Genomic DNA, 23,862 nt, shown 5'->3' on the forward strand with positions numbered 1-23,862 from the left:
CAATTTTACCGCGTCAATTAATTGTGTGATATTGCACTCATCCTCTATGCTGATAAAGCGTGAATTGCTACACAGTCTTTTGCTGTTTTGTACGAGGAAGCCCGGTTTTGGTCTGACGCGGAGCACGCCCCTTGCGGCGAGCGGGCAGGTCTGATTCTCCTGCACCTAATCCCAGCAGGTCATTTCCTTCGCCGGGCAGCTCATAATCACCGGGTCCAGCAGCGTTTTCCAGATCTTGAACCATACGTGCAATCCGGTCCGCCAGTTTCTCTGAACTCATGCTTTCGCGATAACGCTCGACCAGAAGCGGAAAGCTGAAGGGAGTAGGGCGCTCAATGGCGTGCAGGTTGAGTTCAAGTGCCTGCATGCGATTCAGGGCTTTTTCCAGCCTTCGTACATCCAATTCCTGGCGCAGTACCTCTTGCTCAGCCTGGGTAAGCAGCAAGTTCTCAGGGTCGTATTGCTGGAACACCTGGAAAAAAAGACTGCTGCTGGCCTGTAGCTGACGGGTACTTTTTTGCGCGCCCGGGTAGCCGGTAAAGATAAGCCCTGAGATGCGGGCGATTTCGCGGAACCGTCGCTGCGCCAGTTCACTGGCGTTCAGGCTGGCAATGACATCGGCAAGAAGCGTCGCGGTGGAAAACAGCTCGGCGTTCAGCTCCTCTTCCCAGTTCACCTTGCTAGGCGACAGCAGCTCAAAGCCGTAATCATTGATGGCAATGGAAAAACTGATCGGTCGTTTCTGGGCGATGCGCCAGGCCAGAAGGCTCGCCAGGCCCAGATGTGCATGTCGTCCTGCAAACGGATAGAGAAACAGGTGCCAGCCCTCTCGGGATTTCATCGTTTCCCCCAGCAAATGATTGCGGGTCGGCAGGGCAGACCACTGCTTCTGGACCTCCAGCAGCGGTTTGACCAGTTGCATTTCGGGAGAAGCGAACCGCGCCTGATCCGCCTCGGTAAGCTCATCAATGACGGCTTCGGCCATCTCGTCCGACAGCGGCATACGCATTCCGCTCCACCGTGGAATGGCCGCTTTCTTACTGCTGGCCCGTCGTACATACACTGTCATGTTTTCCACACGCACCAGCTCCAGCACGCGGCCAGCGAACAGAAAATGATCACCGGGCTTCAGGCGGGCTATAAAACCTTCCTCAATACTGCCCAACTTGCCGCCACCGCCGCCTTTGGTCCAGAACTGCACCCGTAGGGCCGACTCGCTGACAATGGTGCCAATACCCATGCGATGCCGGCGGGCCAGTTGGCGGTCCGGTACGCGCCAGATACCGTGTTCATCCGGCTCTACACGGCGATAGTCGGGGTAGGCCGTAAGCGAGTGACCGCCGTGACGAACAAAGGCCAGGGACCATGCCCATTCCTCGTCCGTCAGTTCGCGATAAGCCCAGGCTGTACGGACCTCCTTGAGCAAGGCCTGCGGATCGAAACCGCCGCCCAACGCAATGGTGACGAGGTGTTGTACCAGTACATCCAATGGCTTGGGCGGCGCGCTGCGGGATTCGATTCGCCGGGCGGCCACGGCTTTCTGGGCCGCTGCCGCCTCGACCAGTTCCAGGCTATGTGTAGGCACCAGCGTGACGCGGGAGGGACGTCCCGGGGCATGGCCGCTTCGCCCGGCGCGCTGCAGCAGACGTGCAACGCCTTTGGGCGAGCCCACCTGTAGTACGCGCTCCACTGGCAGAAAATCCACACCCAGGTCCAGGCTGGAGGTGCAGATTACGGCCCGGAGCTTGCCTTCCTTGAGTCCCAGTTCAACCCAGTCACGCACTTCGCGGTCCAGAGAACCATGGTGCAGAGCAATCAGTCCCGCCCATTCGGGACGGGCCTCAAGCAGTGCCTGATACCAGATTTCGGCCTGCGCTCGGGTGTTCGTAAATATAAGCGTGGTTGCGCTGTGCTCGATCTCGTCTGCAACGTGGGGCACCATTCGTACTCCCAGGTGCCCAGCCCAGGGAAAGCGCTCCACACCGCGCGTGGGCAACAGCGTGTCTACCAGAAGGTCTTTGGCTAGCTTGCCCTGAACCAGCCGGCCTGGATGACCGGCCAACAGCACTTCCTGCGCATGGGGAAGATTACCCAGCGTGGCCGACAACCCCCAGATCACCAGTGCAGGGTTCCACTGGCGCAGCCGTGCAAGGGCCAGCTGGACTTGTGTGCCACGTTTGTTGCCCAGCAGCTCATGCCACTCATCAACCACGATCATGCGCAGGCTGGAAAAAATCTCGCGACTGTCTTCACGGCTGAGCATCAACGAGAGACTTTCCGGCGTGGTGACCAGCGCGGTAGGCTGACGGCGGCTCTGCCGGGCCCGCTCAGCACTGCTGGTATCGCCTGTGCGCAGGCCGACCGTCCAGTTGAGTTCCAGATCATTGACCGGGGCTTCCAATGCACGCTTTGTGTCTGCGGCCAGGGCTCGCATAGGGGTCAGCCACAGTACGCTCAGTGGCTCTGCCGCCTGCTTGCGTTTGCTGGGTTCACCCTTGGCCGTTAGCGGTTTATCCTTGGCAAAGCTGTTGAGTGCCGCGAGCCATACGGCGTAGGTTTTGCCGGATCCGGTGGTCGCATGGAGCAGGCCCGACTCGCCATGCTCGACCGCGCGCCAGACTTCATCCTGAAAAGGGAAGGGCGACCAGCCACGTTGAGCGAACCAGGCGGCACCCAGGCGGGGGGAAGAAATCATATCGTCAGGCAACTGATGGACTCCGTCATGCTTATGCTTCGGAGTATCAAGCGGTAGGCAGGTTCCCTTTTTGACATCCTTGAGCGGCAGAGAGAAAGCCGCCACTCAAGGACATAGGGTTTATTTCAGATTGCCGCTCAAGAACTGCTTCAGGCGTTCGCTTTGTGGCTTGACCAGTACCTCAGAGGGTGCCCCCGCTTCTTCGACGCGGCCTTGGTGCAAAAACACAACCTGTGAGGACACCTGTCGCGCAAAGCCCATCTCGTGCGTCACCATCAGCATGGTACGGCCTTCCTCGGCCAGCGCCTGGATGACCTTGAGCACTTCGCCTACCAATTCTGGATCGAGTGCAGACGTGGGTTCGTCGAACAGCATGACTTCCGGCTCCATGGCCAGGGCTCGCGCAATGGCTACACGCTGCTGCTGACCACCTGAGAGAAAAGACGGATACTGATCGGCGGCGCGTTGAGGAAGACCTACCTTGTCAAGGTAAGCGCGAGCGCACTCTTCGGCTTCCTGCTTGCCCAAGCCGAGCACGCGGCGAGGTGCTAGGGTAATGTTTTCCAGTACGGTCATATGGCTCCACAGGTTGAAGTGTTGGAACACCATGGCCAGCCGGGTGCGCAAGCGTTGCAGTTGAGCCTGATCCGCTACGCGCAGCCCATTCCCGTGCCGCTCCAGGCGAATGGGATTCCCATCCAGCGTCATGACACCGGCATCCGGCATTTCGAGAAAGTTGAGACACCGCAGAAAGGTACTCTTACCCGAGCCACTGGCACCGATCAGGCTGATCACATCGCCCGTCCGGGCCTGTAACGAGACACCCTTGAGCACTTCGATATCGCCGTAACGCTTATGCAGCCCTTCGACGGTCAGCTTGTACATATGAAGTCCTTGTTCCAATCAAACGGCCGAGCTCTAGACATCGGAGCACGGCCACAAGGCGGCCCGTCTGCGCGGGCTCGCCGTGTGCCAGAAGCGAGCCTTACGGCGAAAGCAAGTAGCCGCTGCGATAGGCTTCGGTGCCTGCCACGCGTGCGACCGCCATGCCGGCTGTGGCCATACGGCGGTTGGCGCAGGCATACAGGACACCTGACACCGAGCTGCGGATAGGCTCTACCCGGTCGGCAATCGGGTCGATCACTTCGGCGATGACCTGTCCGGCTTCGATTACATCGCCTGGCTTTGCCATCAGGACCAGAACACCCCCTATGGGGCTTTCAATCGGCTCTACGGCCGCCAGCGGCGTGGCAGGGAACGGCAGCTCCGGCAGTGCCGGCGCTTCGCCGGAGATGACGCCGTAGTGGGTCAGGTAGTCGAGAATGGCTTGGGCATCCTGTTCAGCCAGATCATGGGACACATCCATTTGGCCCCGCAGCTCGATCGTGACGGAAAAGCTGCCCATGGGAATGCGCTCACCGAACTGCTGATTCAGCTTCCACCACAGAAGCGTAAAGCACTCATCAAATGACTGACCGCCAGAGTCAGTGGCCAGCAGGCTGGCTTTGGAGCCCAGGTAACGGGCCAGGGGCTCTACCTGATCCCAGGCTTCCGGTGTGGTGTAGAGATGCTCTACCGCATCGAAATCGCAGTGCAGGTCGAGCACCATCTCGGCGTCACAGGCCAGTCGCTGTTGAACCAGCCGCTGAGACGTCAGCTGATTATTCGCGGTCTCACGCTCAAGTGTTGCCTTGAAGGCCTTGCGCACCAACGCCTGATTTTGTGCGGGGTCGTCGGTCAGGGTGCCTTCGATTTCAGCAATAACCTTGCTGGTCATGTCCAGGAAGCGACGGTTGAAGTTCTGCCCGGATTCCAGCTCATAGCGGCCCAGGTGAATATCCATGACCTGCTGATCCTGCCCGATAGGGTTGGCGACCGGAACCAGCACAATCTCGGCCTTCAAACGGCCTGCGTCTTCAAGCGTGCGGAGTTGATTCTTGAGTTTCCAGGCGACCAGCATGCCGGGCAGCTCGTCAGCATGCAGCGAGGACTGGATGTAGATCTTGCGGCCGCTGTCCTGCGGTCCGAAATGAAAGCTGTGGATCTTGCGATCGGTGCCGGGCACCGGAGAGATCAGGTCGTGTGTGGCGTGACGCATGAGGTAACTCCTAATGAATCAGCCCGCATCCCTGCGGGTCGTGGCATCCTGCATGAAGGGTCAGCGGGCCGGGCCGAGAAAGGCCAACCAGCGGCGCTCGGCCAGACGAAACAGGCCAATGAGCGTGAAGGACAGGATGAGGTACAGAATCGCCGCAATACCAAAGGATTGAAAAGTCAGGAATGTCGCAGTGTTGGCATCACGAGCGACCTTGAGAATATCCGGCACGGTAGCCGTGAACGCCAGTGTCGTGGAATGCAGCATCAGAATGACTTCGTTGCTGTAGTAGGGAAGGGCGCGGCGTAGCGCAGACGGCATGATGACGTGAATGTACATCCGCCAGCCTGTCAGGCCGTAGGCCTTGGCTGCCTCGATCTCACCATGGGGAATATTGCGGATCGCACCTGCAAAGATCTCGGTGGTATAGGCGCAGGTGTTGAGAGCAAAAGCCAGAATGGTGCAATTCAGTGCATCCCTGAAGAACTCGTTCATCAGTGGCTGGTTGCGTACAGCTTCGATGCTGTAGATCCCGGTATAGCAGATCAGCAGCTGGAGATAGAGCGGAGTGCCTCGGAACACATACGTATAGAACTGTATCGGCCAGCGAATGAGACGGTGGCGCGATAGTCGCGCAACGGAAAGCGGAAGCGATGCCACGAAGCCGATGGCGATCGAGGCCGTCAGCAACCACAGGGTCATCGCAAGACCCGACAAACCATAACCATCCGTCCAGAGGAAGGCGCGCCAGTACTCCTGCAGGATTTCGATCATCGTACAGCCTCCCGAACACCCGCAGAATAACGACGTTCCAGCCAGTTCAGAACCTGGTTGGTCAGTGCGGTAATCAGCAGATAGATCACGCCGCCCAGGATCAGGAAGTAGAACATCTTGTAGGTGGTCTTGCCGGCTTCCTGAGTCGCGGTGACGATATCGCTCAGGCCGATGATGGAGACTAGCGCTGTGGCCTTGAGCAACACCTGCCAATTGTTACCAATGCCAGGCAGGGCAAAGCGCATCATTTGCGGAAAGGTAATCCGAAAAAAGGTTTGCGTACGTGTCATGCCATATGCGGTAGCGGCCTCGATTTGCCCCCGCGGCACCGCCAGGATCGCCCCACGAAATGTTTCGGTGAAGTACGCGCCATAAATGAAACCCAGGGTCAGTACCCCGGCAGAAAGCGGATCAATTTCGATGTAGTCCCAATCCATGTAATCGGTGAACTCGCCCAGCCAGCTCTGCAGGCTGTAAAAGATCAGAAGCATGAGTACGAGATCAGGGACGCCCCGGATCAGCGTGGTATACAGGGCGGCCGGCAGGCGAAAGGCCTTGATGGGAGATAGTTTGGCCGTAGCGCCAAGCAGGCCCAGGATGACTGACACCACCAGCGACAGGACAGCCAGCTTCATGGTCATCCAGGTGCCTTCCAGCAGTAGAGGACCGTAACCGTGGAGTGCGAAGGCGCCCAACCCCAGGTTTTCAAGAAAGGTGTCGAACGAAGTCTGCGGCATGTTTGATCGCGCTGTTCTTATAGGTCTTGAAATGCCAACGCCTCCACAAGCGGGAGGCGCTGACGTTAGGGCGGATCTTACTTGTTGTTATAGATATCCAGATCGCCAAAGTACTTCTTCTGAATCTTCTCATAGGTGCCGTCGGCATGAATGGCCGCGATTCCCTTGTTCAGCAGGGCCTTCATTTCGTCGTTGCCCTTGCGTACGCCAATGGCGGTATCGGCAGGCAGCAGCTCGTCACGAATCGACTGGTTGACATAATCCTTGCCTTGAGGAGATTTCATGAAATCTCCTTCGGCCTGCAACATGTCCTGCATGGATACGTCGATGCGGCCCGAGGTCAGGTCAGCATAAACCTGATCCTGGTCCTGATAGCTCTGTACCTTGACACCGGCAGTGGCTAGCTTGGTCTTGGCAAAGTTTTCCTGAATGGTGCCCTGCTGAACACCAACGACCTTACCCTTGAGTGACTCGGCCGTAGGCTCTAGATTGGCACCTTTCTTCATAATCATGGACGAGTTGCCTGACCACATGCGGTCTGTGAAGTCGATCTGCTCGGCTCGCTGAGGCGTTACGGTCAGCGAGGACAGGATGCCGTCAAACTTGCGTGCCCGCAGGCCTGGGATCAGTCCGTCGAAGTCGCTGACGATCCAGCGGCATTTCACCGCCAGCTTTTCACAAATGGCATTGCCCAGTTCTACATCGAATCCTGCAAAGCTTCCATCCGGTGCCTTGTATTCGAAAGGAGGATAGGTGGTGTCTACACCGAAACGAATCTCCTTAATGTCCTTCGCCAGCGCAGAGCCCGCGGAAAGGCACAGCGCAATTGCGGAGAGGGTCAGCCATTTCTTTTTCATGGGTCGTCCTAATACGAATAATTGCAATAGAGTGCGTACCAGAGGTCGCGCTGCAGATGACGGGCTGTTCGCAGCAATAACCGAACCAACTGCCACTATATTGAGGTCATGTCCATAAACACAGAGTAGGCTAGGCGTCTCGTCCGGGAAGAATAAGGCAGCCTTTATTCACTATCCTGCACCTAAAATGTGCGTAATTCCCTAAGAGAGCAGGAGGCTGCACAGCTTTGGTGCGAAAGGATGATGGCATCTTGAAACTAATTGATGTGCATACAGCCTAGTATGCCATTTGGGAAGTGTCACCCAAGAGAGGTGCGCTTTGTAGCAACGCAGCGAAACGGTGGGTGGATTCGAAACGATTGGATGACATGATCTTTCTAGATTGATCAAGGCGTATACGGGAGCGGGTAATGCTTGACGAATGGGAGCTGACAGGCAGGGCGCGAACGCATCTGTTGCAGATCGATAACCCACGCTATGCGATCCATCGTGAGGTCTATGCGCCGTTCAAGGCAATGCAGGAGGCTGCACGGAGGGATGGATTTACCTTGCATCCATTCAGTGCCTTTCGTGACTACAAGACGCAGCTCAGAATCTGGAACCGTAAGTTTGCCGGTGAAAAGCCGTTGTATGACCGCAACGGCCAGGTGCGTGATCAGTCTGCTCTTGCCGTGGATGAGCGCATCGACTGCATTCTGAACTGGTCAGCTCTGCCAGGCGCAAGCCGCCATCACTGGGGCACCGAAATCGATGTGGTTGACCTGACCCAGGCTCCGCCAGGGTATGTCGTTCAGCTGCTGCCTGAGGAGACGCAGCCCGGCGGTGTGTTTCATGAGCTGCATCTCTGGCTCGATGCGCACATCGAACAGTTCGGCTTTTTTCGACCTTATCGGGAATACCGGGGCGGTATGTATGAAGAGCCCTGGCACCTCAGTTATGAGCCACTGGCAACCCTTGCGCTCGAATGGCTGACGTTGGATCTGCTGGAGCAGGTTGTTGCCGAGTCATCCATGTTGGGACGGGAAACCGTTCTCGAGCGCTTGCCGGACCTGTACGAGCGACACGTCCGTATGATCTGTGAGCGCTAGCTTCTGGATGTGCTACCCCTGATACCCTGTTCAGGCTAAGCTATTCGAAGGTTTATTGTTTTCTGGAGTTGACGGTGAAAGAGCCTCGGGCAAATGCCTCTCATGTGGGTGATCTTCCTGCACATGATGGTAAGTCGGTCGCGCTGTTCGTGCTTGCGCTCATTCTGGCACTCTTCGGTACCATCGCCATGTGTGTTGAGTTCGCTCGCGGTACTCAGCAGTACGGATTGCCGCTCATCGTCTGGATTCTGGCCTTTTTCATAAAAATGGCGGAAAGCTTTCGGCTGCGCAGTCTGCTCAAGGCCGCATACGAGTCTGCTGGCAAGCGCTGAGCCCTTAGCTGATCCCTGTTAAGCCGATGGAAGCGCAAGAGTCCATCGGCTTGCCTGTACTATCACTCATCCTGAACACCGCATCGTTATAGGCTGCCGGCGTATAACGCATCTGTTTTTATTCGCCTTTCCTGCTGTTGGTCATCTCATGGTTCATCTGTTGTCAGCGCATCCCTGGCTTTATGTCGGGCTTGGCGTCGTTGTTTTTCTTTGTATCGTCATCGCGCTGCGTTCGCGTGATACCCAGCGAGCGTTTCCCTATGTGCTTAACGAAGCGCTGTTTACACCTGCTGAACGCGCCTTTTTAACCGTACTCGATGAGGCGATTGGTGAGGACTACCGCATCTTTGGCAAGGTCCGCATTGCAGATGTGGCTAGCGTGAAAGCCATTCGGGACCAAAAGAGCTGGTACAGAGCCTTCAACAAGATCAGCGCCAAACATTTCGACTACGTCCTCTGCAACCGCGATGACCTGTCGTTCGTGGCGGTTATCGAGCTGGATGACAGCTCCCACCAGCGGCCTGATCGGCAGGCACGGGACCTCTTTGTGGCGGGCGTCTGTCGGGCGATTGCCTTGCCGCTTATCCAGATTCCGGTACAAGGGGCTTATTCGACTGCGCAGGTGCGGGAAGAGATCATGGCTGTCTTACAGAAGGGCGGGGCCTTGACCTCGCGCAAACGCACAGCAGCCCGGCGCTCCAGCAAAGGGGAGGCGGCGAGCGAGGCAGCGTCTCCGATATGCTCGAAATGCGGCTCGCCCATGGTCATGCGCAAGGCCAGGCAAGGAAGCAATGCTGGCGCCTATTTCTGGGGCTGCAGCGCCTTTCCAGATTGCCGCAACATCGTACGCATTGAGGAGTAGTGTCCGCTGACGCTAACGTTTTATGTAATACCAGCCCATTTATAGTGGCAAGCTGAGCTTAACCCTTGTTGTAATCATCCAGGCTTGCATATAATGAGAACAATTATCATTAAGTGAATGCCTAGGATTCTAGCGCAAGGATATCGGTGTGCACGCCAGCAGTACTTCACCACAGGGGGATCTTGGCCAGCTCTATCATGAGCATCGCTCCTGGGTATTTGGATGGTTGCGCCGGCGTCTGGGGTGCTCCGATAGTGCAGATGACTTGACCCACGATACGTTCATTCGCCTCCTGGGAAGTCAGGAGCTGGGCCGGCTTGCTGAACCTCGGGCTTTTCTCATTACTGTTGCCAAGCGTGTCCTATTCAATCATTACCGACGTCAGGATATCGAGCGGGCCTACCTGGATGCGTTGGCGGCCTTGCCTGAGCAGGAGGTTCCCAGTGAGGAAGTTCGTGCTATCGCTCTGGAAACGCTTCTGGAGCTGGCTCGCGTATTGGATGGATTGGCTGAACCGGTCAAACAGGCTTTTCTGTTGGCACAGCTGGACGGAATGCCATACGCCGATATCGCCGCACACCTCGGTATTTCGCTGGCAACCGTCAAGCGGTACATCGCCAAGGCCGCTCAGCAATGTTATTTCGCAGAGTGCCTGGCGTGACAGCGCCCATCTCTCCCCGGATCGCCGAGCAGGCCGTGCAGTGGCTGGTAGAGCTGCAGGCGGGGGCAGGCGAGGAAGAGCATCGGGCCTGGCAACAATGGCGGGCCGCTGATCCTGAGCACGAGCGTGCCTGGCAGCGGATCGAGACCATCAACCAGCGGCTGCAGGGGTTGCCCTCAAAGGCTGCGCGTCAGGCTGTATTGAGCAAGCCCGCATACGGTCGCCGCGAGGCGCTGAAGCTCATGGGGGTGTTTGCCCTCCTGGGACCGGCCGCCTGGCTCTTAAAGGAGCGTGCCGAGCCCTGGTTGGCGGACTACCACACCCGGATTGGGGAGCAGCGAACGGTTACCCTGACCGATGGCAGCCACCTTGATCTGAATACCGACAGTGCTGTGAATGTCAGCATCACGGCTACGCAGCGTCAACTCATGCTGATTCGTGGCGAGATACTGTTACACGCTGCCCATTCAGCCCTGCCATTTTCGGTACAGAGCCAGGCAGGCATGGTCTCAACAACCCAGGGGCGTTTCAATCTTCGCAAGTTCGACGATGGCTGCCGGTTGAGTGTTTTTGCTGGCAGCGTTCAGGTGCGTTGTGCCGAGCGGCCGGATCTATCCACGACCCTGACGGCGGGGCAACAGGTACGCTTTAGCGCGCATCACCTGGGTAAGGTAGTACCGCTCGATAGTGGTCTGGATGCCTGGCGTGACGGTCTGCTGGTGGCAGCCCATATGCCGCTTGGGCAGTTCATCCAGGAGCTATCTCGCTATCAGCCCGGTTGGCTGAAGTGCGACGAGCACGTTGAGAATCTGCTGGTTTCAGGAACGTATCCACTCAAGGACATAGAAGCCATCCTGGCCATGCTGGAAGTCACCCAGCCGGTGCGCATCCAGCGGCGGACGCGCTACTGGATCAGCATTCAGCCTCGCACAGCGTGAGTTGAATATTTTCAGTCAGCGGTGAGCCTTTTCCACTTCTTGCGTGACAAGTAAGGCAGATACCCTTACTGCAGGCTGATCTCATGTCTTCCTCTACATTTACATTGACCCCTTTAAGCCGGGCGCTTCGCCATGTCGTGTTCGGTACAGCTGTGCTGCTTGGCAGTGTGCCGCTGATGGCAACGGCGCAAACGGTTACTCAGGCTGAGGTGAGCCGAACATTTCATATTGCCCCCGGTCCGCTGGAGGCCGCCCTCAACCAGTTCGGCCAGACGGCGAATATCATGGTGGCGTTCAGTCCCGATCTGACGACGAACCGCACCACTCAAGGGCTGGAGGGTGAATTCGGTATTTTCGAAGGGTTGAGCCATCTGTTGGAGGGGAGTGGGCTTGAGGCCGTCGCGCAGAAGGGTGGCTATAGCCTGCAACCCGCTGCTGTTTCGGCATCCGCCACTAACGATGAGGGGGCAGCAGCCAACCTGGAAACCCTGACCGTGGTAGGTGACTGGCTGGGTGATGCGCAGCAGCAGGATGTATTCGAGCATCCAGGGGCACGGGATGTGATCCGCCGCGATGAGTTCGAGCGGGTCGGCGCCTCCACGGCGCGCGAAGTGCTCAACCGAATTCCCGGTGTGAATGCGCCGGAAAACAACGGAACCGGCAGTCACGACATGGCACTCAACTTTGGTATCCGAGGCCTCAATCCGCGTCTCGCATCCCGTTCGACGGTGTTGATGGATGGCATCCCGGTCCCGTTTGCACCCTATGGCCAGCCACAGTTGTCCTTTGCACCCATTTCCATGGGCAACATGGATGCAGTCGATGTGGTGCGCGGTGGTGGTGCAGTCCGCTATGGCCCGCAGAACGTGGGCGGTATCGTCAACTTCGTGACCCGTGCCATTCCTGACGACTTTACCGTCAAGGGCGGCATCCAGAACGAACTCAGCCCGTCTTCAAGTCATGACGGTATCAAGACCAGTGGCAACCTGCTCATTGGCGGTACGGGGGAAAACGGTCTGGGTGGCGCCTTGCTGTATTCAGGCGTACGGGGCGGTGACTACCGTGAGCACAGTGATACGCAGATTGATGATCTGATCCTCAAGGGTAAATACCAGCTCGATGACGCCAACAGCTTTACGGCGATCGGCCAGTACTACGAGGGCGAGGCAGAGATGCCGGGTGGCCTGTCAGTTACCGATTTCGACAGCAACCCGTACCAGTCCACACGTCCCCTGGATAAATTCTGGGGCCGTCGTACCCTGGTCGGCCTGGGGTATCAGTATGAAGAAGACGCGCGAAAGTTCACGGTGAATACGTTCTTCACCAAGACCCTACGCAGCGGTTATCTGGATCAAGGTACATTCCAGTCGCTATCGCCCCGCGAGTACTGGGTGCGTGGGGTAGAAACTCGGTTCTCCCAGGGCTTTTCTTTAGGCGAGAGCTGGCATGAGGTGGGCATCGGCTACCGCTATGTCAACGAAGCCAGTCACGAGCTGCGATATCGGGTACCGATAACCTCCACGGAGCGGCCATCCACGTCCAGCCGCAACGATCGCGACACCCGCGGCAGTACCGAGGCCAATGCGTTCTATATCGATGACCGTATCGACATCGGCAAATGGACGTTTACCCCAGGTATTCGTTACGAGCTGATCGATTCCGAGCAGGTCAACAAGCTCAATAATACGCCTTATAAAGGTGACTACCACGCCTCGCTGCCCGCGTTGAACGTGATGTATCACGTAACTGACACCTGGAACCTGTATGCCAACACAGAGGGCTCGTTTGGTTCGGTCCAGTACAGCCAGATGCCGAACCGGGTTGCTGCAGGTGAGGTAAAGCCGGAAAAGGCGCGCACCTGGGAAGTGGGTACTCGTTACGATAACGGGACCTTGAAGGCGGAGTTGGGAGCCTTTTTTATCAATTTTGATAACCAGTACGACAGCAGTCAGACGCTGGATACGGTTATCGCCCGTGGCAAGACACGCCACCGCGGTCTTGAGGCCAGCGTGGCTTATCAGCTAGAAGACCTGAGCCCAAGCCTGGCCGGATTCGATGTCTACGCAACCTATGCCTACGTGGATGCCACCATTCGTGAAGAGGGGCCAAACAAGGGTAACCGTGTACCGTTCTCGTCCAAACACAAGGGTACGCTGGGCGTAGGCTACACCCACAATGCCTGGCGTCTGGATCTGGACAGCGCCTTCCAATCCAGCCAGTACGCCGATAATGCCAATACGGTGGAGGAGAGCGCCGATGGCAGCAACGGCCGTATCCCTGGCTACATGACCTGGAACGGTCGTGCGGCTTATGACTTTGGTCCGCAACTGTCCAACCTGAAAGTAGCGGTCGGGGTGAAGAATATCTTCAATACCGAGTATTACACCCGCTCCTTTGACGACAACAACAAGGGCAAATACCTGGGGCAGCCGCGTACCGTCTATCTACAGACATCGGTCGCATTCTGAGACGTCTGTAACAGAGGCCTGTCTGGTTAAACCAGCAGGCCTTGCAGGATGTCCAGCGTATCTGCTTTCTCAACAGGTTTGTCGTGACGCCAGCGCAGCATGCGCGGGAAGCGCACAGCAACGCCGCTCTTGTGCCGCGTGGACAGGGCTATGCCTTCAAAACCCAGTTCGAACACCAGCGTTGGCTGGACGCTGCGTACAGGGCCGAATTTCTCGACAGTGGTCTTGCGCACAATGGCGTCCACCTTGCGCATTTCTTCGTCGGTCAGACCCGAATAAGCCTTGGCGAAAGGTACCAGGGTACGCTCGGTGCCCGGCGGGCCATCCCAGACGGCAAAGGTGTAGTCGGTGTATAGGCTGGCGCGTCTGCCATGGCCGCGCTGGGCATAAATCAGTACCGCATCCACCGAGAACGGGTCGACTTTCCATTTCCACCAGACGCCCATGTCTTTGGTGCGTCCCACCCCATAAAGCGAGTCCCGGGCCTTTAGCATCATGCCTTCCACCCCGAGCGTGCGGGAGGCCTCCCGCTGGTGGGCAAGGTCCTGCCAGCTTTCACCGGCAAGAAGGGGGGAGGGGCGTAAAAGAGGACTGTTGCACTGTGCGGTGACCGCTTCAAGTTGCGCCCGACGCTCATGCTGCGGGCGGCTGCGCCAGTCATGCCCTTGCCATTCCAGCAGGTCATAGGCCAGGATGACTACAGGTACATCGTCGAGCAGCTTCTTGCTCAGGGTTTTACGGCCGATGCGCTGCTGCAACAGCGCAAAGGGTTTGACGCCAAACGGAATAGGCTCGCCGGGCGCGTGTTCGGCCTGCTGGTGGGTGACCTCTTTGCTGCTCATCAGCAGGTCGGGGCTTTCCTCGTCTTTCCAGACGACAATTTCACCATCAATGACAGTGCCGTCTGGCAGGCAGGTGGCGAGCGCGTGCAATTCGGGAAAACGATCGGTGACCAGATCCTCGCCCCGAGACCAGATCCACAGGCGCCCGTCGCGTTTGACCAACTGCGAGCGGATGCCGTCCCATTTCCATTCCACCTGCCAGTTCTCGACAGGCCCCAGCTGGGCATCGAATTGATCGACGGGTAGCTGGAGGGCATGCGCCAGGAAAAACGGATAAGGCTGCCCGCCACGCTGGGCATGTTCATCGTCCGACTCGGGAGCGATCAGCGCAAGGTAAGCTTCGGCAGTCGGACGATGGGACAGGTCCGTATAGCCCACCAAGCGCTGGGCTACGCGCTTGGCATCCAGGCCTGCCATGGTTGCGAGCGCGCGCGTCACCAGCAGCTTGGATACGCCAACCCGAAACTCGCCGGTAATAAGCTTGAGGCTGACCATGAGACTGGGCCGATCCAGTTGCGACCACAGCTGCGGCAGGCGCTCAGCCAGTTCTTCCGGCGCAAGGCCACGTAAGGGCAGAAGCCGCTCCTCCATCCAGACCGCCAGACCTTCATCCGAAAGATGCTCGGCGGTAGGAATAAGCAGCGACATCGTTTCTGCCAGATCGCCTACCGCCTGATAGCTCTCCTCGAACAGCCATTCCGGAAGGTCCGAGGCGGCAATCGTCAGCTCTCGAAGCTGGCGCGTGGGCACCGTTCGCCGCGGGCGTCCGCCGGCCAGGAAATAAACGGCCCAGGCTGCATCGGCAGGCTCGGCCTGGTTGAAGTAATCCTGCATGGCCTGGAGCTTGGCATTGCTTGAGGTTGTTGCATCCAGGCGGGCATAGAGATCGGCGAAGGCTTTCATCATGGTCTCGCTTTCTACACAGCGTTCAGAAGCAATCAGTAACGGGCCGCTCGCGAGCCTCTGTTAATCCGATATCGCTTCGCTGTTGTTATGAGCCTGTTATGGGGAAAGGAGTTCGTGATGTGGTGTGTTCCTGTTCCCCTGTCCGGTTTATCAGGCGACGTGGAACAGCAGGACCACTGCAGCCTTCTAAGTGATTGTCTAACAATGAGGTTGCAGTAGATGGGCCAACATATCCGCTTCATCTGGATCGCCTGCCGGGACAGTCTCTGGTTTATCCCAATGGTGATAGCGCTCCTGGCGGCCGGATTGGCCGTGGCGCTCGTGTCCTTAGAGCGCCTGGGCATCATCAATGCAGGTGAGCGGCTGGTGTGGCTGGCGGGCAGTACAGGGGAGGGGGCTCGTTCAGTGCTATCGGCGATTGGAACCAGCGTGGTGACGGTCACGGGTACAGTCTTTTCCATCATGATCGTTGCACTTCAGCTGTCCAGCAGTCAGTTCTCGCCGCGTCAACTCAGAAACTTCACCTCTGATCGAGCCAATCAAGTGGTCTTGGGCCTGCTGATCGGGACCTTCACGTATACCTTGATTGTCATGAGCATGATCCGCTCGGCCTCGCCCTCATCCGTACCCTTTGTTCCGCAAATCGCTATCGCGCTGGGCATAGTGCTGGCGTTGGTCAGCGTTGGTTTGATTATCTACTTCATCGATCACGCCTCCCGCTCCATGCAGATTGCCGTCATCCTGCAGCAGGTGACTCATCGTGCCATCGAACAGATTGAGCAGGCCTTCGTGCCTCTCGACAAACCTCAGGCCGAGCCCGATGCGTATGTAAACGAGGCGTTGGATAAGAACGGGTACCCTTTGTGTACGCAGCAGGGAGGTTACCTGCAGGCTATCGACCGCAAGGGGCTGCTCAAGTTGGCGCACAAGCAGAGTTTAATCATTCGTATGGAGCACCGCATCGGCAGCTTTATCTTGCCCGGTGCCCCAGTTGCCTTGATCTGGCCTGCCGAGGCGGCTGATGCTGCCGTCATGGCAGAGCTGAGGAAAAAGTTCGTTCTTGGATCGGATCGTACGCCCGAGCAGGATATCGAGTATTGGCTGATAGAAATGGCAGATATCGCGATCAAGGCGTTATCGCCTTCCATCAATGATCCTACTACGGCATTTCGAGCCATTGACCGGCTTTGTGAAACACTGACGTTCCTGGGGCAGCGTAAGCCTTGCTGGACACATTGCGGTGACGACGGAAAGATCCGGTTGATCGAGCGCCCTCTAACATTCGAGTTGGCAGTAGGGCTAGCATTCGAGCAGATTCATCACTTTGGCCAGACCAATCCTTCCGTGCTCAAAAAGCTGGCCGACTCGGTGAATGCATTGATAAAGCGGGTTCCGCATGATGAACGGGTCGCCTTGATTCGATACAGTCGCTTGCCTGATGACATTGCGCTGAAGCATTGATTGGTACGAGCAAAAGGCGCACGGGCATATTCTTTTCACTTAGGCGGACTTCTCGTTGTTGGGCTCGTCGTCTTCATCACCGTATTCCGTGGTAAAGCCTTGGGCATCCAGTCCCTGTTCACGAAGGTAGCGCACCAACACTCCCACAGAGCCATGGGTCACCATGACCCGTTCAGCCCCTGTCTGCTCAATGGCCCAGAGCAGGCCAGGCCAGTCGGCGTGGTCGGAGAGCACAAAGCCACGGTCCACGCCACGACGCCGACGCGTGCCACGCAGCATCATCCAGCCGCTGGCGAAGGCATCGCTATGCTCGCCGAATCGGCGAATCCAGGTGCTTCCGCCAGCCGAGGGCGGCGCAATGATCAGGGCCTTGCGCAGAAGAGGGTCGTTCTTCTTGAGGTCCCCTGCGTAGTGGGTATCCGGGATGTACACACCCCCTTCACGATAGACCCGGTTGAGCGGTTCCACAGCGCCGTGAGTCAGAATAGGGCCAATACTCGCATCGATTCCGTGCAGGATGCGCTGTGCCTTGCCGAAGGCGTAGCAATACAGCACGCTGGCGCGGTCTTCCGCTGCATTCTGCCGCCACCAGGCATTGATCTGCGCAAAAATCTCTGCCTGCGGCTGCCAGGTATAAATAGGCAGGCCAAATGTGGATTCGGTAATGAAGGTGTGGCAGCGCACGGGTTCGAAGGCGTCACAGGTGCCGTCCGGTTCTACCTTGTAATCCCCCGACGCTACCCAGACCTCACCCTGGTATTCCAAGCGGACCTGGGCTGAGCCCAGAACATGCCCAGCCGGGTGAAGGCTGATTTTGACGCCATGGTGATCGATGACTTTGCCGTAGTGCAGCGTTTGCAGATTGATGTCTTGTCCCAGTCGGGAGCGAAGAATGCCTTCGCTGGGCGCTGACGCCAGGTAATGCTGATTCCCCCCACGTGCATGATCGCCATGGGCATGGGTAATGACGGAGCGTTCGACGGGGCGCCAGGGATCGATATAGAAATCCCCTGGAGGGCAATAGAGACCTTCGGGTCGGGCGATGACAAGATCCATGGTGTCGCTCTTGATGGGCTTATCTAATAAGAGCGGAACGGGGCGGATCAGTTCGAGCGGGCTGCGCTCGCCTAGTGACCTGAAAGGGCAGGCCTAAATAACCGGCTCTGCGCGGGAGGTGTCCGACCTATAGCAACCGTGGCGTTCCAGCAGCTCAGGAACCTCGGAATTGGGCACCGCCCGGCTGAAGAGGAACCCCTGACCGAATTCACATCCTGCCTCGCGTAGCCACTGGACCTGATAGTCGTGTTCGATCCCTTCGGCAATGGATGGCATGTTCAGACCATGCCCCAGCCCCAGCATGCAGCGCACAATCTTGTCATCCTTGTCATTGATGGCCATGGAGTCAATGAACTCGCGATCGATTTTCAACTTATCAAAGGTAAAGCGGCTGATCTGCGCCATGCTGGAATAGCCCGTGCCAAAGTCATCGACAGCGACCCGTACGCCCAGCTCCCGTAGCAGATCCAGGTTGAGCTTGGCCTGCCGGATATCCTTGACGATGGCGGTTTCGGTGATTTCGATTTCCAGCTGCGAGGCCGCAAAGCCGGTCTCAAGCAGAACACGTTCAATGCGGTCCGGCAGCAGAGGATCGCGCAGGTCGATCGCGCTCAGGTTGAAGGACAGATAAATGCCTGTAGGCCAGTATTTGGCATCGATACAGGCTTTTCGCAGGAGATAATCCGTCAACTCGGTCATCAGGCCGCTTTCCTCGGCCGCCGGAATGAACTTGTCGGGAACGATGGAGCCATGGATCGGATGATCAAGCCGGGCCAGCGCTTCAAAACCGGCAATGGTCATTCCATCCAAGGCAACGATTGGCTGGTACTCGGGCCGGACGTAGCCCTGTTCGATGGACTCGCGCAATGCCTGAGCAATCATGGATTGCTGTTCCAGCATATGATCCTGGGCCATGTCGAAGAAGCGAATGATGTTCTTGCCGTTGCGTTTGCCCTGGTAGAGCGCAACATCGGCGCGACGAAGCAACGTACTGATGTCCTGCCCATCATTGGGGTAATGGGAAACGCCAAATGTGGCCGCCGTCATCAGTGCAGTCGAACCATGGACCATCGGGGTTGCAACCAGACCCGCCAGTCCTTTCAGAATGGCGTGGGCTGCGGTCTCGCTCTTGGCGGAATGCAGCAGAACAGCAAACTCGTCTCCACCCAGGCGGCAAATAAAATCTCCTTTAGGTAGAGCCGTAGCCACACGCTGCGAAATCTCTTCGAGCAACCGGTCGCCGGTAATATGGCCGTAGATATCGTTGATGGCCTTGAACCCATCCAAGTCAAAAATGGCTAGGAAGAAGGGCTCTCGCGTGCCGCGTATCGCTTGTGCGAAATGCTCATTCAACGCGCGGCGATTCGGCAGGTGCGTGAGGTTGTCATGATTGGCCAGGTGATAGGCCTCTTCCTGCGCCTGCTTGCGTGCTTCGATTTCCTTGCGCATATCCGCGATGCGACGGAATCCGAAGAAGAAGCCGCACCACCCAATGATGATAAATGCCGTTATGCATTCGTCGACTTGCCAGTGTTCGTGTCTGGCGCTGAAAGCTACAAGATGCTCGAAGAAATCACATTCGATCATCACGACAAGCAGTAAGACACCCAAGGCAATGATGCTGGCAACGTCTCTGAAATGCCTTTTATGCAGTGAGTAGAAAAAGGTCTTCAGAGACATGAGCAGCTCGGTAGCAAGATCGAACAAGGGGCGGGGCCTGGGACTGAGGTGAAGTCCTTGTCGTGTTATCGACGGCAGGCTGGCAAAGTTGATAGTAGCATTATGCTACGAATATAGTCTTTGAATGTATAAAGTGACTTGAAGTTAAGGGCTCGCCTGCTCAGCGACGAGCAGGCGCTTTCTGGTCACCCTGCAAGCGTCTTCTGAACAGGCTCAAGCGGCAGGCGAAGCGATTCGGCAGCAGACGCGACCTCGCCAATCACAAGAATGGCTGGGCTCTTGAGCTGAAAGAGGGCTGCGTCGGCTAACAGGGTTCCCAATGTGCTTCGGCATTCCCGCTGTTCCGGCAGGGAGGCGTTTTCGATCATGGCGACCGGGGTAGAGGCAGCCATCTGGCCTGCCAGGAGCCCCTGCTGAACATCGTTCAGTCGCGAAACGCCCATATAGATGACAAGGGTCGTGCCACTTCGGGCCAAGGCGTCCCAATTCAATGAGCTATCGTCCTGGGTATGGGCTGTGACCAGCGTAACGCCTCGGGCAATGCCGCGGTGAGTCAGTGAAATGCCGCAGTTCGTCGCGCCTGCAAGACCGGCAGTGATGCCGTTGACGATTTCGCTTTGAATGCCATGGTTCGCCAGCCATTCGGCTTCTTCACCGCCTCGGCCAAAAATGCACGGATCGCCGCCCTTGAGGCGCGCCACGACCTTACCCTGGCGTGCATAACGCAGCATGAGGCGATGAATGAACGCTTGAGGCGTTGAGCGGCAGCCGCCCCGTTTGCCTACCTTGATGATGTGTGCATGCGGGCAGTGCTCCAGCACGGCAGGATTGACCAGGTCGTCAATCAGGACTACCTGTGCCTCGCCCAATGCGCGAACGGCCTTGAGGGTCAAGAGTTCTGGATCACCTGGGCCTGCACCGATCAGCCAGACTTTTGCATTCATGAACATACCCTCGTGTTCTACTCAATCAGGACAAACAAAAAAGGCGCACCCGCTGTAACCAGCAGGGACGCCTTTGTCCGGTTCTGTTCAGGCCTTGAAGGCCTCTTCAGAAAATGCCGCACTCGCCGTTGAGCGCCGCATCCTATGTCAGACAAATCAGTGCAGTGATTATGCCAAGTATTGAAAGTGGGTGTGTAGAGCACTTTTCATCATGATCATGAGTGTCCATTACCTTGTTCTTGCACAGGTTTAGGTACTAGCGCACCTAAACGGTGCGCCTTATTGCCGACGTTTCAGGTATGGACAGGTGTACGTGCCAGCAAGCGCTTGATCTCCGGAACACAGGAGCCGCACTGCGTACCACAGCCCAGCGACTCCTTCAGCCCGTTCAGGTCAAGCCCTTCAGCGATACCGCCGCGAATGGCGGCTTCGCTGACATTCATGCAGTTGCAAAGCGTTTTGCAACTAACCCCGGTCTGGCTGCCAGGGGGCGTGCTGAGGGGCGCCAACAACCAACGGCGCAGGTCCTGATCCGCTCGACCTTCTTCCCACAGGCTCTTGAGCCAGCGCCGTGCTGCTGTTTCACCTGTCAGGCAGAGCGCGGTAATACGGCCCGCCTCGATACGAACCCGCTTACCCACCTGGCGGCGCGCATCGTCATAGGCCATGACCGGTCCGTCCAGCAGGTTAAGGCCATCATAGATCTGTGCAAGCAGGGCCTTGTCGGGTGACTCTCCATGTGCAGCGCGAATAAGCAGGGCCGGACGGTCGCGGCCAGTCAGGGTAAGACTGGCATGGCTAAAGGTTTCAAACAGTGGGCGCAGGGTTTCGAAACGCATTTGTACATGGCCTTCTACCAGTGCGTACAGCTCCCAGGGGAGTTCTACTTTTTCCACTTCAATGCCGGCATGTTTGAGCTCCGGTTGCTTGGAGAGCGGATCGAATTCCGAGAGGGTGAGGGCATTGATACCGAGCCCTTTGAGAAAGCGATCCCCCCAGTGCATGGGCAGGAACGCTTGACCCGGTCTGATGTTCTCGTCCGCCTCGACACGGACCAGAAGACTGCCGCGACGGCTTTTGATACGGGTCAGCTGGCCGCTCATCAGCCGACGGCGGCGCATATCGTCCGGGTGCAGGGAGAGAAGCGGCTCCTCCACATGGCTGAATAACCGCGCCGCCGTGCCGGTACGGCTCATGCCATGCCATTGGTCGCGCAGGCGGCCAGTATTGAGGGTCAGCGAATAGCGGGCATCACGCTTCTCTTTCGGTGCGGCGTACTCGTCGGCAACAAAGCGTGCCCGCCCCGATGTTGTGGGAAACACACCGTTTTCATACAGGCGGGGCGTGCCCTGGCTGGCGCCGGTGGGAAACGGCCATTGTTGGGACCCATGGGCATCGATCAGCGAATAGCTGATACCGGAAAGGTCCAGGTCACGTCCTGCCGTCAGGTGCTTGTATTCCTCAAATAGCGCTTCAGGTGTCGGGAAGGCGAATCGGCTGCTTTGCTCAGGGTTCAGGCGGCTTTCCAGCCGGCGGGCAAAGTCAAGGGTGATGGCCCAGTCCGGGCGTGCTTCACCCGGTGCGGAGATGGCGCGGCGCACATGGCTGATGCGTCGCTCGGAGTTGGTTACCGTTCCTTCCTTCTCGCCCCAACTGGCCGCGGGAAGCAGCAAGTCGGCATAGCGACAGGTTTCGGTCGTGAAAAAGGCTTCCTGAACCACTACGAACGGGCAGCGGGCCAGGGCTTCATGAATTTTAGCCTGATCTGGTACGGACTGAGCCGGATTGGTACAGGCAATCCAGAGTGCCTTGACTTTGCCGCTATGTACCGCATCGAACAGTTCGATAGCCGAAAGGCCGGGCGTTTCAGGCAGCGCGTCGATACCCCAGTAAGCCGCGACTTCGCTACGGTGAACAGGATCGGCTACCTCACGATGACCAGGAAGCAGGTTCGACAGGCTGCCGGTCTCACGTCCTCCCATGGCGTTGGGCTGGCCGGTCAGCGAGAAGGGACCGGCACCGGGTTTGCCGATCTGGCCTGTTGCCAGGTGCAGGTTGATCAAGGCTGAGTTCTTGGCCACGCCTGCAGTGGACTGATTCAGCCCCATGCACCAGAGCGACAGAAACGCGGGCGATTCGCCAATCCATCGGGCGCAGGTCGTCAATGCCTCTACGGTAATGCCGCACAGCTCTGCCACCATGCTGGGGTTATAGTCTCGCACCAGCGCTTTCAGGGCATCAAACCCCTCGGTATGGGCATCGATATAGCGACGGTCGGTCCAACCCTCCCAGAGCAGCAGGTGCAGGATGCCGTGGAAGAGCGCAACATCGGTGCCCGGCTGAATGGCCAGGTGCAGGTCGGCCAACTCACAGGTGTCGGTACGGCGCGGATCGACCACAATGATTTTCATGTCGGGTTGCTGGGCCTTTGCTTCTTCCAGGCGTCTGAACAGGACCGGATGGGCATAGGCCATGTTGCTGCCTGCAATCAGCAGGGTCTGTGCGTGTTCGATATCCTCATAAGAGCAGGGTGGCGCATCGGCTCCCAGGCTGCGCTTGTAACCGACCACCGCGGACGACATGCATAGCCGGGAGTTGCTGTCGATGTTGTTGGTACCGATCAGGGCACGGGCCAGCTTGTTGAAGGCATAGTAGTCCTCGGTCAGCAGCTGGCCGGAGATATAGAAGGCCACGCTGTCCGGGCCATGCTCGCGGAGGGTGTCGGCAAAGACGGTGGCAGCGTGGTCAAGCGCGCTGTCCCAATCGGTCCGGCTGCGTGCCAGCGTCTTGCCCAGGCGTAGTTCGGGATAGAGCGCACGTGCATCCAGATCGCCGGTCAGGTGCAGCGTAGCGCCTTTGCTACAGAGCCTCCCGTAATTGGCTGGATGGGCAGGATCGCCCGTCACATTCAGGATGCGAGTACCGTCATGTTCGATCAGCACGCCACACCCTACGCCGCAATAACAGCAGGTTGAAGCAGTGATCTGAGTAGCAGCGCCATCACGCGGCTCGTGAGGATGGATGGTCATGGGGTGCTCCATTCTGTTCACGCGGGCCCGGCGGCGAGCCAGGTCAAACGATTAGGCGGCAGTCGTGCTGGCAATGATGTGAGTGCTGCGGCGCGTCTTCTCCAGAGCGAGATAGACGCGTCCGTCTTCTACCCTGACCGGATAACGGTGGGCACACCCTACATCCGGGGCCAGGGCTTCACCGGAGTCGAGAGCGATCTGCCAGTTGTGCAATGGACAGGCCACGGTCTTGCCAAAGACGATGCCCTGAGACAGCGGGCCGTGCTTGTGCGGGCAACGATCATCCAGAGCAAAGACATCGTCAGAAGACGTGCGGAAGAGAGCAATGTCGCCTTTGGGACCTTCGATGACCCGGGCGCCCAGTTGAGGGATATCGGTCAATGCGCAGATGTTCAGCCAGTTCATGGGGTAATCCTGTTCAAGTCGCGTAAAAGGGA

The 23,862-nt window shown here is 57.8% G+C and carries 19 protein-coding genes; 7 read left to right on the forward strand and 12 right to left on the reverse strand.

The window, feature by feature from the left end:
* Window positions 1–67 precede the first annotated feature (67 nt).
* The 6 genes from JQR86_RS06705 to JQR86_RS06730 form a co-directional block, all read right to left on the reverse strand.
* A complete protein-coding gene (locus JQR86_RS06705; RefSeq protein ID WP_407362020.1) occupies window positions 68–2,695 on the reverse strand; it encodes a ligase-associated DNA damage response DEXH box helicase in 2,628 nt (875 codons plus the stop codon).
* Between the two features lie 120 nt (window positions 2,696–2,815).
* On the reverse strand, window positions 2,816–3,580 hold the full coding sequence (locus JQR86_RS06710; protein ID WP_407362019.1) for an ABC transporter ATP-binding protein: 765 nt from the start codon (window positions 3,578–3,580) through the stop codon (window positions 2,816–2,818).
* Between the two features lie 100 nt (window positions 3,581–3,680).
* Window positions 3,681–4,793 (reverse strand): succinylglutamate desuccinylase/aspartoacylase family protein, encoded by a 1,113-nt coding sequence (locus tag JQR86_RS06715; protein ID WP_010795010.1) that lies wholly within the window; start codon window positions 4,791–4,793, stop codon window positions 3,681–3,683.
* 60 nt (window positions 4,794–4,853) lie between these two features.
* Complete coding sequence (locus JQR86_RS06720) at window positions 4,854–5,564, reverse strand: ABC transporter permease (RefSeq protein ID WP_010795009.1); 711 nt, start codon at window positions 5,562–5,564, stop codon at window positions 4,854–4,856.
* Window positions 5,561–6,301, reverse strand: a complete 741-nt coding sequence (locus JQR86_RS06725; protein WP_010795008.1) for an ABC transporter permease — start codon at window positions 6,299–6,301, stop codon at window positions 5,561–5,563. Before JQR86_RS06725 ends, JQR86_RS06720 begins: the two co-directional genes overlap by 4 nt.
* Before the next feature lie 77 nt (window positions 6,302–6,378).
* Complete coding sequence (locus JQR86_RS06730) at window positions 6,379–7,158, reverse strand: transporter substrate-binding domain-containing protein (RefSeq protein ID WP_010795007.1); 780 nt, start codon at window positions 7,156–7,158, stop codon at window positions 6,379–6,381.
* A gap of 410 nt (window positions 7,159–7,568) precedes the next feature.
* Here JQR86_RS06730 and JQR86_RS06735 point away from each other — a divergent pair, with 410 nt between their 5' ends.
* The 6 genes from JQR86_RS06735 to fecA all read left to right on the forward strand — a co-directional run bounded on the left by JQR86_RS06735 (window position 7,569) and on the right by fecA (window position 13,507).
* Window positions 7,569–8,246 (forward strand): M15 family metallopeptidase, encoded by a 678-nt coding sequence (locus JQR86_RS06735; protein ID WP_074823708.1) that lies wholly within the window; start codon window positions 7,569–7,571, stop codon window positions 8,244–8,246.
* A 74-nt stretch (window positions 8,247–8,320) separates the two neighbouring features.
* Window positions 8,321–8,578 carry a hypothetical protein gene (locus tag JQR86_RS06740; protein WP_010795005.1) on the forward strand — a complete coding sequence of 86 codons (258 nt, stop codon included), beginning with the start codon at window positions 8,321–8,323 and terminating at the stop codon, window positions 8,576–8,578.
* 148 nt (window positions 8,579–8,726) lie between these two features.
* Window positions 8,727–9,440 (forward strand): DUF2726 domain-containing protein, encoded by a 714-nt coding sequence (locus JQR86_RS06745; protein WP_010795004.1) that lies wholly within the window; start codon window positions 8,727–8,729, stop codon window positions 9,438–9,440.
* Window positions 9,441–9,588: 148 nt separating this feature from the next.
* Window positions 9,589–10,101 (forward strand): sigma-70 family RNA polymerase sigma factor, encoded by a 513-nt coding sequence (locus JQR86_RS06750; protein ID WP_407362018.1) that lies wholly within the window; start codon window positions 9,589–9,591, stop codon window positions 10,099–10,101.
* The gene (locus tag JQR86_RS06755; protein ID WP_407362017.1) at window positions 10,074–11,039 is read left to right on the forward strand and encodes a FecR domain-containing protein; all 966 of its coding nucleotides are present in this window, start codon (window positions 10,074–10,076) and stop codon (window positions 11,037–11,039) included. Before JQR86_RS06750 ends, JQR86_RS06755 begins: the two co-directional genes overlap by 28 nt.
* 83 nt (window positions 11,040–11,122) lie before the next feature.
* Window positions 11,123–13,507: a TonB-dependent Fe(3+) dicitrate receptor FecA gene (fecA, locus tag JQR86_RS06760; RefSeq protein WP_434154550.1), complete on the forward strand. Its 2,385-nt coding sequence runs from the start codon at window positions 11,123–11,125 to the stop codon at window positions 13,505–13,507.
* A gap of 26 nt (window positions 13,508–13,533) precedes the next feature.
* Here fecA and JQR86_RS06765 read toward each other — a convergent pair whose 3' ends face one another.
* On the reverse strand, window positions 13,534–15,255 hold the full coding sequence (locus JQR86_RS06765) for an ATP-dependent DNA ligase (RefSeq protein WP_434154552.1): 1,722 nt from the start codon (window positions 15,253–15,255) through the stop codon (window positions 13,534–13,536).
* Between the two features lie 219 nt (window positions 15,256–15,474).
* On the opposite strand from JQR86_RS06765, the gene JQR86_RS06770 reads away from it, so the two are divergent.
* Window positions 15,475–16,716, forward strand: coding sequence for a DUF2254 domain-containing protein (locus JQR86_RS06770; RefSeq protein ID WP_434154553.1), 1,242 nt, complete (start codon window positions 15,475–15,477; stop codon window positions 16,714–16,716).
* A gap of 39 nt (window positions 16,717–16,755) precedes the next feature.
* Here JQR86_RS06770 and JQR86_RS06775 read toward each other — a convergent pair whose 3' ends face one another.
* From JQR86_RS06775 to nirD, 5 genes are all read right to left on the reverse strand, one after another.
* Window positions 16,756–17,772 (reverse strand): ligase-associated DNA damage response exonuclease, encoded by a 1,017-nt coding sequence (locus tag JQR86_RS06775; protein ID WP_434154554.1) that lies wholly within the window; start codon window positions 17,770–17,772, stop codon window positions 16,756–16,758.
* 93 nt (window positions 17,773–17,865) lie between these two features.
* Entirely contained in the window at window positions 17,866–19,452 is a 1,587-nt protein-coding gene (locus JQR86_RS06780; RefSeq protein ID WP_434154555.1) for a putative bifunctional diguanylate cyclase/phosphodiesterase, read from the reverse strand.
* 185 nt (window positions 19,453–19,637) lie between these two features.
* Window positions 19,638–20,396, reverse strand: coding sequence for a uroporphyrinogen-III C-methyltransferase (gene cobA / locus JQR86_RS06785; RefSeq protein ID WP_125889251.1), 759 nt, complete (start codon window positions 20,394–20,396; stop codon window positions 19,638–19,640).
* 293 nt (window positions 20,397–20,689) lie between these two features.
* A complete protein-coding gene (locus JQR86_RS06790) occupies window positions 20,690–23,425 on the reverse strand; it encodes a nitrate reductase (RefSeq protein ID WP_434154556.1) in 2,736 nt (911 codons plus the stop codon).
* A gap of 51 nt (window positions 23,426–23,476) precedes the next feature.
* Complete coding sequence (gene nirD / locus JQR86_RS06795; protein ID WP_407362012.1) at window positions 23,477–23,830, reverse strand: nitrite reductase small subunit NirD; 354 nt, start codon at window positions 23,828–23,830, stop codon at window positions 23,477–23,479.
* Between the last annotated feature and the right edge of the window lie 32 nt (window positions 23,831–23,862).

The sequence above is a fragment of the Pseudomonas sp. JZ134 genome (assembly GCF_051027695.1).
In the GTDB taxonomy this organism is placed as follows: Bacteria; Pseudomonadota; Gammaproteobacteria; order Pseudomonadales; family Pseudomonadaceae; genus Chryseomonas; species Chryseomonas luteola.